The sequence below is a fragment of the Lysobacter spongiicola DSM 21749 genome, from assembly GCF_900167055.1.
Classification (GTDB): domain Bacteria; phylum Pseudomonadota; class Gammaproteobacteria; order Xanthomonadales; family Xanthomonadaceae; genus Novilysobacter; species Novilysobacter spongiicola.
This window is the reverse complement of the sequence record NZ_FUXP01000001.1, coordinates 833,065-844,879: the sequence shown is the minus strand read 5'-3', so window position 1 is coordinate 844,879 and position 11,815 is coordinate 833,065. Positions and strand designations below refer to the sequence as shown.

Annotated in this window: 8 protein-coding genes and 1 riboswitch; of the genes, 3 read left to right on the top strand and 5 right to left on the bottom strand. The window is 67.6% G+C overall.

The window, feature by feature from the left end:
* Positions 1-5: 5 nt before the first annotated feature.
* A riboswitch (glycine riboswitch) is annotated at positions 6-124 on the bottom strand.
* Between the two features lie 170 nt (positions 125-294).
* Positions 295-2,838, top strand: a complete 2,544-nt coding sequence (ligD, locus tag B5D37_RS03960; RefSeq protein WP_078757359.1) for a DNA ligase D — start codon at positions 295-297, stop codon at positions 2,836-2,838.
* A gap of 13 nt (positions 2,839-2,851) precedes the next feature.
* Here the strand turns inward: ligD and B5D37_RS03955 are convergent, their stop codons facing one another.
* Positions 2,852-5,074 (bottom strand): PAS domain-containing hybrid sensor histidine kinase/response regulator, encoded by a 2,223-nt coding sequence (locus B5D37_RS03955; protein ID WP_078757358.1) that lies wholly within the window; start codon positions 5,072-5,074, stop codon positions 2,852-2,854.
* A gap of 141 nt (positions 5,075-5,215) precedes the next feature.
* On the bottom strand, positions 5,216-5,656 hold the full coding sequence (locus tag B5D37_RS03950; RefSeq protein WP_078757357.1) for a hypothetical protein: 441 nt from the start codon (positions 5,654-5,656) through the stop codon (positions 5,216-5,218).
* Positions 5,657-5,788: 132 nt separating this feature from the next.
* Here B5D37_RS03950 and B5D37_RS03945 point away from each other — a divergent pair, with 132 nt between their 5' ends.
* Positions 5,789-6,244, top strand: a complete 456-nt coding sequence (locus B5D37_RS03945; RefSeq protein ID WP_078757356.1) for a metallophosphoesterase family protein — start codon at positions 5,789-5,791, stop codon at positions 6,242-6,244.
* Positions 6,245-6,259: 15 nt separating this feature from the next.
* Here B5D37_RS03945 and B5D37_RS03940 read toward each other — a convergent pair whose 3' ends face one another.
* The 3 genes from B5D37_RS03940 to B5D37_RS03930 all read right to left on the bottom strand — a co-directional run bounded on the left by B5D37_RS03940 (position 6,260) and on the right by B5D37_RS03930 (position 10,385).
* Positions 6,260-7,165, bottom strand: coding sequence for a tetratricopeptide repeat protein (locus B5D37_RS03940; RefSeq protein ID WP_078757355.1), 906 nt, complete (start codon positions 7,163-7,165; stop codon positions 6,260-6,262).
* A 137-nt stretch (positions 7,166-7,302) separates the two neighbouring features.
* Positions 7,303-8,904 carry an ATP-binding response regulator gene (locus B5D37_RS03935; RefSeq protein ID WP_078757354.1) on the bottom strand — a complete coding sequence of 534 codons (1,602 nt, stop codon included), beginning with the start codon at positions 8,902-8,904 and terminating at the stop codon, positions 7,303-7,305.
* On the bottom strand, positions 8,901-10,385 hold the full coding sequence (locus B5D37_RS03930; protein WP_078757353.1) for an ATPase domain-containing protein: 1,485 nt from the start codon (positions 10,383-10,385) through the stop codon (positions 8,901-8,903). Before B5D37_RS03930 ends, B5D37_RS03935 begins: the two co-directional genes overlap by 4 nt.
* A 135-nt stretch (positions 10,386-10,520) precedes the next feature.
* Between B5D37_RS03930 and B5D37_RS03925 the strand changes: the two genes are divergently transcribed.
* Positions 10,521-11,804: a multidrug effflux MFS transporter gene (locus B5D37_RS03925; RefSeq protein ID WP_078757352.1), complete on the top strand. Its 1,284-nt coding sequence runs from the start codon at positions 10,521-10,523 to the stop codon at positions 11,802-11,804.
* Positions 11,805-11,815: the final 11 nt, after the last annotated feature.

Genomic DNA, 11,815 nt, shown 5'->3' with positions numbered 1-11,815 from the left:
CGTAAAGGCGCCCCTCTGTCCTTTTGCCTGAGAGTTTGAAGCGCGTTGCAATTGCAACGGGGGAGGGTCGCGCTTCGTGCACCTTCGGCGCCGGATTCGAACCGGTCTCTCCAGAGTTGTCCCAGCCGGTGGTTCGGGAGCCTGAGCGATTACGGGCGTTGCGCCTTCGGCAGCGGGTTGCCCCGCTTCTCCCACCGGTGGGTCTACCACCGGCCGATTATACGTATTCGCACCGGTTTCATCCTCCCCGGCCTATTCATGTGCACTCCAACCGGGGCCGGAGGACGTGCCACCTTGAGCCTGACCGAATACCGCCGCAAGCGCCGCTTCGACAAGACCCGTGAACCCGCACCGGGCAAGCGCCTGCCTCCGGGGCAGCGGGCCATCTTCGTGGTCCAGTTGCACCACGCCAGCCGCCGCCACTACGACTTCCGGCTGCAGGTGGGCGACGCGCTCAAGAGCTGGGCGGTGCCGAAGGGGCCGAGCTTCGACCCCAAGGTCAAGCGCATGGCGGTGGAGGTGGAGGACCACCCAGTCGACTACGCCGGCTTCGAGGGCGAAATCCCCAAAGGCGAGTACGGCGGCGGCCACGTCGCGCAATTCGATACCGGCATCTGGGCGACCGCGCATGATGCGGAGGCGCAACTGGTGAAGGGCCACCTGCGCTTCGAACTGTTCGGCGACAAGCTGCGCGGTGGCTGGCACCTGGTGCGCTCCGGCAAGCCGGCGAAACAGCCCCAGTGGCTGCTGTTCAAGGACGACGACGAATACGCGGGCGCGGTCGAGGCGGACGACCTGCTGGAGGACGTGACGCCGCCGCCGGACCCCAAGGACGCCAAGAAGACAGCAACGAAGAAGGTGGCTACGAAGGGCACCGGCAAGGCCGCCGCGAAGGCTGCTGGAAAGGCAGCCGGGCCGCCGCGACCCAAGGCGCGGCGCGTCGACTGGGCGAAGAAGGCGCTGAAGCTGGAGGGTGCGGCAAAGGGCAAGCTGCCGGACGAGGCCTTCCAGCCCCAACTGGCCAAGCTCGGCAACCACCCACCCAAGGGCGACCAGTGGCTGCACGAGGTCAAGTGGGACGGCTACCGACTGGTGGTGACGATCAGCGGCGGCCGGGTCCGTTTGTGGTCGCGCAACGCGATCGAGTGGACGCGGAAGGTGCCCGAGATCACCGCGGCACTGGAGGCGCTCGGGCTGGACAGCGGCGCGCTCGATGGCGAACTCATCGCCGGCAAGGGCACCCAGGCCGACTTCAACCTGCTGCAGGGGACGCTGTCGGGCGAGCAGCAGGGGATGTTGTCGTTCGTCCTGTTCGACCTGCTGCATATCAACGGCGTCGACATCGACAAGGCGCCACTGGTCGAGCGCAAGGCCCTGCTCGAGGAACTGCTGGACAAGCCGCCGCGCCACCTGGCCTACAGTTCGCACATCCCCGCCGATGGCGACGCCGCGTACCAGCTGGCGGCCGACCAGAAGTTCGAGGGCATCATCTCCAAGCGGGCGCACGCGACCTACCACCCGGGCCGCGGCGACGACTGGCGCAAGACCAAACGGCTCGAATCCGACGAGTTCGCGGTGGTCGGCTACACCGCAGCCAAGGGCTCGCGGAAGGGATTCGGTTCCCTGCTGTTGGCACGTCCCGATGCAAAGCATGGATGGCTGTACGCCGGACGGGTCGGCACCGGGTTCTCCGACGAGCTGCTGCGCGAGCTCGCCAAGCGCATCGGCAAGTCCGGTACCGCGAAGCCGACGGTACACGTGGCCAGCGGGAAGGCCGACCTGCGCGGGGCGAAGTGGTTCGAGCCGATGTTCGTGGTCGAGGTGTTCATGCGCGGCATCAGTGACGACGGTGTACTGCGGCAGCCGTCGTTGAAAGCCGTGCGACCGGACAAGGATCCGTTGGACCTGGCGGACAGCGACCGCGCGCAGAGCTCGGGTAGCAAGAACGGCAAGCCCGCCACCAAAGCTGTCAGCCCGGTGAAAATCAGCAGCCCGACCAAGGTCATCTACCCCGACCGCGGCCTGACCAAGCGCGACGTCGCCGATTACTACGAGGCGGTCATGGACCACCTGTTACCGGAGATCGTCGATCGGCCGCTGTCGGTCATCCGCTGTCCCGGCGGGGCGGGCAAGGCCTGTTTCTTCCAGAAGCACCACACGCCGGGCCTGGAGCGTGTCGACCTGGTGCGTCTGAAGGAGGAGGCCGGCAATAACGCCAATTACCTGGTGGTGCGCGATGCCGAAGGCCTGATGGAGCTGGTGCAGCTCAACGGGCTGGAATTCCACCCCTGGGGCTCTACCGCCGAGAATCCCGACATCGCCAATCGGGTGGTGTTCGACCTCGACCCGGGGGAGGGCGTGCCATGGGCGGAGGTCAAACGTGCCGCCCGCGACGTGCGCGATCTGCTCAAGCAGATGGAGCTGACCTCATTCCTGCGCGCGACAGGTGGCAAGGGGCTGCACGTGGTGGTGCCGCTCAACCCGGGCTGCGAATGGGACCTGGTGAAGTCCTTCGCACATGGTTTCGCCGATGCGCTGGCGCAATCGCAGCCGCAGCGCTTCGTGTCGGTGTCGACGCTGAAGCTGCGGCCGAAGAAGATCTTCGTGGACTACCTGCGCAACGGGCGCGGGGCGACAGCGGTCGCCTCGTACTCGCTGCGTGCCCGAGACGGCGCGCCGGTGGCGATGCCACTGGCGTGGTCCGAGCTGGGCGCGCTGAAGCGGGGTGACGCGTTCGACCTGGTCGAGGTGCCCAAGCGCCTGAGGCGGCGGCGCAAGGACCCCTGGGCGGGCATCGACAACCTGCGGCAGGACCTGTCCCGCTGGTCCAGCGGCTGACCGTGCCGCGGAATCAGAGGTTGGTCGCGGCCAGGCTGTGGCCCGGGCCGACCGAGGCCACCAATTCCCTGAGCACGCCGATGTCCGCCGGCTTCAGCAGGTGGTGGTGGAAGCCCGCCTCCCGTGCCTGGCGACGATCGTTCTCCTGGCCCCAGCCGGTCAATGCCACCAGGGTGGCGCCGTGGTCGGGGAAGCGGGCGTGCAGGGTACGCGCCACCTCGTAGCCGTTCATGCCGGGCATGCCGATATCCAGCACCACCACTGCCGGACGCCAGTCGGCGAACATCTCCAGCGCCTGCTCGCCGTCGCGTACCACGCGCGCTTCGGCGCCCAGCAGGCCGAGGACCTGGCCGAGACTGTCGCCGGCATCGATGTTGTCGTCCACCACCAGCACCCGCGAGCGCACCAGCTGGCCGTGACCCTCCGCAGGCGCGTCCGCGTGTTCGGGCGCGGATTCGGCCAAGGGCACGCGAAGGGTGAACTCGCTGCCCTGGCCGATGCCGTCGCTGCTGCCAACGAGGGTGCCGCCATGCATCTCGGCGAGCTTGCGCGACAGCGCCAGGCCGATCCCGAGGCCGCCCTGGCTGCGGCTGCTGTCCCGCCCGCCGCGGCTGAACATTTCGAACATGCGCGGCAGCTCGTCGGGCGTGATGCCCATGCCGTTGTCGCGCACAACGATGACGGCTTCATCGCCCTGCGCGCTGGCGCGGACTTCGATGCGGCCGCCGTCGGGGGTGTAGCGGGCGGCGTTGCTCAACAGGTTGCCCAGGATCTGCGCGAGCCTGACAGGGTCGCCCTGCAGCCATACCGGTTGCGCTGGCAGGTCGATCGACAGTTCGTGCCCCACGGCACCCACCAGCGATTCGACCGTTTCGACCGCGTTCGACACCACCGCCTCCAGTCCGACGCGCTCCATGCGCAGTGACAGATTGCCGCGGCTGATGCGCGACGTCTCCAGGAGGTCGTCGACCAGCCGGACGAGGTGGTTGACCTGCCGCTCCATCATCATGTGGATGGTGGCCGACTGTCCGGTGTCGCGGCCGATCATGCGCAGCAGCTCGATCGAGTTGCGCAGCGGCGCGAGCGGATTGCGCAGCTCGTGGGAGAGCGTGGCGAGGAACTCGTCCTTGGCGCGGTCAGCCTCGGCCAGCCGCTGCGCCTGCTCCCGGAGCGCCTGTTCGGCAGCCTGCCGCTCGGTGATGTCGCGGGTAGTGCCTGCAACGGCCACGACCTCGCCTTCGGGGTCCAGCACGGGGGAAAAGATGTACTCGTAGACGCGGCGCCCGTTGGTGCCGGTAAACGGGATCTCGCCACGTATCGGTGCCCGGGTCGAGATCACCTGGTCGATCTCGCGGTCGTGCATGTCCGCGTGCCACTGCTCGTAGCCCAGGTCCATCCATTTCTTGCCGCGGGCGTCGGCCACGCCCCACATTGTCAGCAGGGACTGGTTGGCATAGATGACGTAGTGCTCAAGGTCGAATACGTAGACGAAGTCCGGGGTGCTGTCGAGGGCGGTCTCGTACATGCGCCGCTGGTTGTCGGACTCCAGCACCAGCCGCTCGCGTTCGGCCTCCGTGTTCTTCTGGGCGGTGATGTCGCGGAAGTACACCGAGATCCCTTCGGGGGCGGGATAGGCCGTGACTTCGAACCAACTGCCCAGATCGGCATAGAAGGCGGTGACCGATCGTTTCTCGCGAGTAGCCATGGTATGCCGGTAGGCTGGGGCAAACTCGGTCTGCTCCAGCCCCGGGTACTCGTCCCACACGTTCCTGCCGTGGAGATCGCCAGGATGCCTGCCGAGGATGCGGTGAGCCTCGGGATTGGCGTAGTCGAACCGCCATTGGCGATCGATCGTGAAGAATCCCTCGGTAATGCTCTCCAGAATGGCTTCCGCATCGCGACTGGATTTCGGGGCGGTGTCCTCGATGCGATGGACGATGTATTCGACGCTGCCCGTGGCATCCAGCACCGGCGTATTGACGACCGACCACCGGTGACCGATGAAGCCAGCGGCTTGTCTTCCCTGGATGTCGTACCCGACGGTGCCCATGTCGTCGGGCGCGCACGTGGCAACGACGCGGTCCAGGGATTCGCCAAGCGGGTCCGCCTGCTCCGCACTGTCCGCTCCACCCACGACCTCCAACAGCGGCCGGCCGATGATCTCTGGGCCCGCAGATACCTCCCGGAGCCAGCCGTCGCTTGCGGCGACGATCGCGTATCCGGGGGAAGGTGTCACGACCAGGCACCGGCCCGGCAGGGCGCGGAGCAGGCGTTGAATTTCACTATGGTTCAAGTGCGGGTGCTCGCGCCGGCTGGAAAGCGGAGGGTAGGACAGGTCGGGCGAACGTGGCGTGGTGACGGCTCGGATGCGGCGTATCTAGGCCTCGTCGCCCTGCGGCGCTTCTTCGGACTGGCAGTTCGCCTCGTGCCAGGCACCCAGTACACCAGTGTGGCGTTGATAGGGCTCGGACTTCGCCATGGCGGTGGTTGTTTCGATAGTGGTCCCCTTGACCTCGTCCAGCATGTCGGCGATTTCGCGGGCCGCGTTGCGCAGCGTCGGCTGTCCGGTTTCGTCCAGCGGTAGAGCATCGGCTCCCCCTCGCAGGGCTTCGATGATCTCGTCGGTCTCGGGTGTTTGCTCCACCACCGACAAGGGGCCGAAGCCGGCGTGGAGCAGGGAGGTGTGGACCAGCATGCAGTCCTTGGCGCCTTCCATCATCGAGGGCAGTGCGGCGAGCTTGGCACCCTCTTCGGCGACGCCGCAGGCGGCCAGGGGCAGAAGGAGGGCGAGGGCGGTGATTCGGGCTGGTAGGCGCATGGGTCTTCCTTGCATGTTGGCTGCCGGCAAGTGTCGGGGATCGCGGATGGCCGCTCAACCCGGCCCTGGCCCACGGCCACGCGGGCTCCACGGTCGCCGTGCGAACGTCGCCGGCCCGAGCGGAGCATTCCCATGCGAATCGGCCTCGTCTCCGATACCCACGGACTGGTCCGGCCAGCGGCCCTAGACTACCTGCGTGGCAGCGACCACATCATCCACGCTGGAGACATCGGCCAGTCCGGGGTGCTGGATGCGCTTGGCGCACTGGCGCCGGTGACGGCGATCCGCGGCAACATCGACAGCGGCGAATGGGCGAGCGGGTTGCCCGAGGTGCGCGAGGAAACCATCGGTCGCGTGCGCATCCTGGTGCTCCACGACCTCAAGCAGCTGGACCGGGACCCGGCCGCCACGGGCATCCGCGTCGTGGTGTCCGGGCATTCGCACAAGCCGGCCGTCGAGGAGCGCGACGGCGTGCTCTATATCAACCCGGGCAGTGCAGGGCCGCGACGCTTCAGCCTGCCGGTCACGGCCGGGGAGCTGCTGGTCTCGCTCGACCTGGTGACGCCGAAGATCGTCGAGCTCGAATGAGCCGCGCCGGCTGCGCTACTTCCGCCGCGCCAGGAGGCGGTCGAGGTCCCTGCGGGCGTCATCCAGATCGGGTGCCAGTGCCACGGCGCGGCGGAAGTCCGCCGTTGCGGCAGCATGCTCGCCGCGTTTCTCGCGCAACTGGCCGCGGCGCCAGTGCGCGCCCCCCAGCGACACCTCTTCGGTCGCCTCGGCGGATCCCGTGATGATCCGGTCGAGTGCGGCCTCGCCCTCTCCTGTGCGCACGTCGTGCATCGCCGCGTGGCGACCGAGCAGGTACAGCAGCCGGGCATCTTTCGGGGAATGTTTGAGCCCGGCCTCCAAAGCCGCAAGGGCCTCGTCGGGGCGCTCGTTGCGGTCGAGCATGACGGCAAGCCCCCGGCTGTAGAGCGGTTGCCGGGGGTCGAGGCGGACGGCGCTACGCAACTCGCGTATCGCGGCAGAACCCTCCAGTGTGAAAGCACGCAGGTAATGGCCTCCGGCCGGGTTGCGGCCGGCATACGAGGCAATCTCCGCAGCGGCTTTGTCCTTGCCCCCGCCCATGAAGCCCGGCGCCATCGAGTAGAACTGCACCAGCCCCTCGCGGGCGCCCAGGTGATCCGGATCCAGGTTGGCCGCGCGCTGCCACGCGTCCCGGGCCTTGGTCGCCCAGCTCGCCTTGCGCAGCATGTTCACTTCGATGGCCATCCGTCCGTACGCCTGTCCAGCGCGATGCCAGGCCTCGGCACTTTTGGGCAGGGCTGCGATGGCCCGCTCCCCGGCAGCCACGGCCGCTTCGGTATCCGGCGTGCGCAGCGCCTTCTTGACTGCGTCGATCGCCGGCTCTCCCGCCCATGCGGTGCCGGCCAGCGCGAACCAGGCAGCGGCGGCGAAAAGGGCGATGAAGGCGCCTTTCGGGCGGCGCGAGGTGGTGTTCGTGTTCATCCGAGGGTCCTTCCTGCTTCGACGATGGCGGGATCCTAACCGAGTTGTCGCCCGGCGCGGCCCCCACGCACGCTGCTGGTCGCACCATGCTGCCCGCGCATGGTCGGCAGTTGCAGTGATGGTGGCGGTCTTGTCGCTCAGTGCATTCGGGCGGACATGAGGTCCGAGCGAATCTCATCGACCAGGGCAGTCAGTCGCGGAATATCGGCCGGCTTTGCCAGGTGGTGGTCAAAACCGGCGGCTCGGCTCTTTGCCAGGTCCTGGGCGTGGCTCCAGCCGGTGACGGCCACGATCACCGGATCGCCTGCTCCATCGCCGGTCCTGACACGGCGCGCCACCTCGTAGCCGTCCATCCCGGGCATGCCGATGTCCAGCAGGATCAGGTGTGGCTGGTAGTCCGACGCGATCCGCAATGCTTCGGGCCCGCTGTGTGCGACCCGTGGAGCCAGGTCCATGGACTCCATGACCAATGCCAGTGATTGAGCGGCATCGCGGTTGTCGTCGACCACCAGCACCCGGATCTCGGGTGCAACCGACGACAATGTCTTCCCCGGTGCGGGCGTGGAGGGCTGTGCACTCTTGCTGCTCGCCAGCGGTAGCCTCACCACGAACCGGGCGCCCTGTCCTCGCCCCTCGCTGTGGGCTTCCACCGTGCCGCCGTGGAGCTCCACCAGGTTCCTTACCAGCGCCAGGCCGATGCCCAGCCCTTCCTGCTGGTCGCCGCCTGCCCGGGCGCCCTGGGTGAACAGCTCGAAGACATGTGGGAGTGTCTCGCGGTCGATGCCCAGTCCGTCATCGGCGACTTCGGCCACTGCCTGCCCGCCGTCGGTATGGACCGTCACCTTGATGCAGCCGTCGCGGCGGCCGTACTTCACGGAGTTGTTGAGCAGGTTGCCAAACACCTGGGCAATGCGCACCGGGTCGGCGTCCACCAGAAGCGGGGTCTCGGGCAGGTCGACCTCCAGTTGGTAGCCGCCCTGGTCGAGCTGCGGCCGGCTGGCCTCGATCGCCACGCGCATGGCATTGCAGAGTTCCATGCGCTCGCGATGCAGGGTGATCATCCCCCGTGACAGACGCGAGGCCTCCAGCAGGTCATCCACCAGCCGCACCATGTGCACCACCTGGCGCTTCATCATGGTTCGCAGCGTCGCGCGGCGCACCGGATCGCTGTCGTCCATTTCCAGCACGTGCAACGCGTTGCTGATCGGCGCGAGTGGATTGCGCAGCTCGTGCGCCAGCATGGCCAGGAACTCGTCCTTGCGCCTGACCGCCATCACTTCCGCATCGTGCGCCTGTTCGAGCTCGCGCAGGTGTTCCTGGATCTCGTACTGCCGGTTTCGCGCGCGCAGAGCGGTCCGGACCGCGCTCAGCAGGGCCTGCACCCGCAGCGGGCGTTCGAGCAGGGTGACGTTGTTGAGCATGGCGACGGCGTCGCCGACGACGGTCGAGTTCGCGCCACCGTGGGTGAGCAGCAGCACCGGCAGGTCCGACCATCGCGGCTGTGACTCTATCGCCTGGGCCAGTACCGCCTGGGCGCCGGAGGACGAGAGGGTTTCCTCGGTCGCCATGACCGCGCCGGCGCCACGGGCGAGCTCGTGCTGCAGCTCCCGGGAGTCGGAGCAGACATGCGCGGGGATGTCGCTGCGCGCCAGCAGCTCCCGGGTGAGTTCCGTATCGCGCGCCGTCGAAAGCAGCAACAGGACGCGCTGGTGCAGGTCCGCCTGGCGGGCCCGGTTCACTCTCCTCCAACCCGCGGATCTTCGTCACCTTCCGGCAAGCCGCTCAGGACACCCCGGAAGTGCCTCAGGGGTTCGCCGACGGATATGCCGGCAGCGCCGAAAGTGAGCTCCCTGATCGAGCGTTCATGCGCGCCGGTGCGCTTCTTCAGCACCGACATCGCCTGTCGCACTTCTCCCTTGGCCTCGAAATACCGCAACAGCATCACCGTGTCGGCCAGGTAGCTGATGTCGATGCTGCTGGTCATCTGCCCGATCAACCCCTGCTGGGCGTTGATGAGCAGGGTCACCACGCCGAGCTGGCCGAGGTAGGCCAACAGCTCGTGCAGCTGGATCATCACGAACTTCTCGCCTGGCATCGCATTGAAATAGCCATTGAGGCTGTCGATCACGATGACCCGGGCGTTGTCCTTCTCGACCGCGCAACGGATGCGGTGGACGAATTCACCCGGCGAGAGTTCCGCCGGGTCGATCGACTGCACCGACACCATGCCATCGGCCAACCGGGCCTCCATGTCGAAACCAAGGCCCCGGGAACGGGTCAGCAGGGCGCGCTCGCTCTCGTCGAACAGGAACATGGCGGAGCGCTCGCCCCGCTTGGCGGCGGCCATCACGAAGTGGGCGGCGAGGGTGGACTTGCCGGTACCGGCGGCACCCACCAACAAGGTGCTGGTACCGCGGTCCAGGCCCCCGCCGAGCAAGGCATCGAGTGCGGGCAGGTCGCTGCTGACGCGTTCGGTGGCACCGTCACGACGGAACTTTGCGGCCACCAGGCGGGGGAACACGACCACGCCGCCGGTGTTGATGACGTAGTCGTGGTTGCCGCTGTGGAACGGTCGGCCGCGCAGCTTGCTGACCCGCAGGCGACGGCGGTCGCCGCCGTACTCGGGGCGCATCTGGTCCAGCTCGATCGAGCCATGGACGATGGTATGTACCGGCAGCCCGTGCTCCACGCCCTGGCGGTCGTCGAGCAGGAGGACGGTGGTGCCACGGCCGGCGAAGTACTGCTTCAGGGCCAGCACCTGGCGCCGGAACCGGAGCAGCGTGCCCGCCAGCAGCCGGATCTCGGCGAGGGAGTCGAACACCACCCGGTCGGGTTTCAGGCGCTCGACCTCTTCCAGCATCCGCCCCGTGGTATCGGCCAGCTCAACCTCGGATGGGTGGAACATCGTGTACTGCGATTCGGGATCGAGCTGGTTGCCCATCGGCAGCAGCTCGTGGATGTGCATGCCTTCCAGCGACCAGCCGTGGGAGGCGGCCGCCTCGGTCAGTTCGGTGCGGGTCTCCGATAGCGTCACGTACAGCACGGTTTCGCCCCGGCGCAGGCCTTCCAGCAGGAACTGCATGGCCATGGTGGTCTTGCCCGAGCCCGGCACGCCCTCGAGCAGGTAGAGCCGGTGGGGCGTGTAGCCTCCGTCCAGGATCTCGTCGAGGCCTTCGATGCCGCTGCTGACGGTGGCGGTCTTTTCGGCGCCTTGCTGCATGGGGATTCCCTTGGCTGAATACGGGAAACGATGCGCGACTGGTCGTGGTTCCGGGGTGAAAGTCCCCGCCAGACCGTGCCAATGCGACCAATGGGGCACAGGCATCGCCGCCGTGGATTGCTATGCTGCGCGGCCATGTCCGCCGCCTCCCCCAGTCCAACAACGGCCCTGTCGCTGCGGCGGCTCGCTTTGTTGCTGGGCGGCCTGGCGATGTTCGGCCCGTTCTCGATCGACACCATCTTCCCCGCCTTCCCGGCCATGGGCGCGGACCTGGGGGCCGACAAGGTGGCGATGCAGCAGACCATCAGCGTCTACCTGATCGCCTACGCCCTCACCAGCCTGCTGCACGGGCCGCTGTCGGACGCCTTTGGCCGGCGCAAGGTGATCCTCGGCGGCCTGGGCGTATTCACCATTGGATCGATCGGTTGCGCACTGTCTCCGGACCTGGGGACGCTGTTGATGTTCCGCGCGCTGCAGGGACTGTCGGCGGGGGTGGGGTTCATCGTCGGCCGAGCGGTCATCCGGGACGTCCTGCAGGGCGACGACGCCCAGCGCCTGATGAGCCAGGTCTCGATGATCTTCGGCATCGCCCCTGCGATCGCCCCGGTCATCGGCGGCTGGATCCTGGGCTGGAGCCGCTGGCCGATGATCTTCTGGTTCCTGGTGGCGTTTTCGGCGGTACTGCTGGTGGCGGTGTGGGCAGGCCTGCCGGAGACGCATCCGGCGGAGTCGCGCCTACCCATCCGGCCGGCACGGCTGGTCCGCGACTACACGGCGATCCTGGTGAACCCGCGGTTCCAGCGCCTGGCTGCCGCGGCGGCGTTCAATTTCGGCGCGCTGTTCCTGTACATCGCCTCGGCGCCGGCCTTCGTGCTGGACCTGCTGCACTTCCGCGGGCAGCCCCTCGACGAGGGCGATTTCGGATGGTTCTTCATTCCGATGATCGGCGGCATGATCATCGGCGCCTGGTTGTCGGGCCGCGCCGCGGGCCGGATCAGCGGCAACCGGCTGGTGGCGATCGGGTTTTCGGTCTCCGCCGTGGCGATGGCCTTCAACGTGGGCTACAACCTGCTGGTCGACGTGCTCGAGGTCCCCTGGGCCGTGATCCCGATGAGCATGAACGCCTTCGGCATCGCGCTGGTGTTCCCGATCATCACCCTGGCGATCCTGGACATGTATCCGCGACAGCGTGGGTCGGCATCATCGCTGCAGGCGTTCACCACGCTGGTGATGAACGCCATGCTCGCCGGCGTGCTGTCGCCGTTGATCAGTGGCAATGGCCTGTGGCTCGCTTTGACCGCCACGGCCTTCGTCGCCATCGGCTGGCTGTTCTGGCGCTGGGAAGCAGGTGCCTCGCCCTCTTTGGAAGCGACCGGGCAGGTCACCGAGGCGGAGCGGGTCCCGGGCGGGTCGCTCTAACAGGCGGACAA

Coding starts and splice junctions, on each gene's coding strand:
- B5D37_RS03950 (WP_078757357.1), bottom strand. CDS start 5,656: ATGCGCCTACCAGCCCGAATCACCGCCCTCGCCCTCCTTCTGCCCCTG.
- B5D37_RS03945 (WP_078757356.1), top strand. CDS start 5,789: ATGCGAATCGGCCTCGTCTCCGATACCCACGGACTGGTCCGGCCAGCG.
- B5D37_RS03925 (WP_078757352.1), top strand. CDS start 10,521: ATGTCCGCCGCCTCCCCCAGTCCAACAACGGCCCTGTCGCTGCGGCGG.
- B5D37_RS03930 (WP_078757353.1), bottom strand. CDS start 10,385: ATGCAGCAAGGCGCCGAAAAGACCGCCACCGTCAGCAGCGGCATCGAA.
- B5D37_RS03940 (WP_078757355.1), bottom strand. CDS start 7,165: ATGAACACGAACACCACCTCGCGCCGCCCGAAAGGCGCCTTCATCGCC.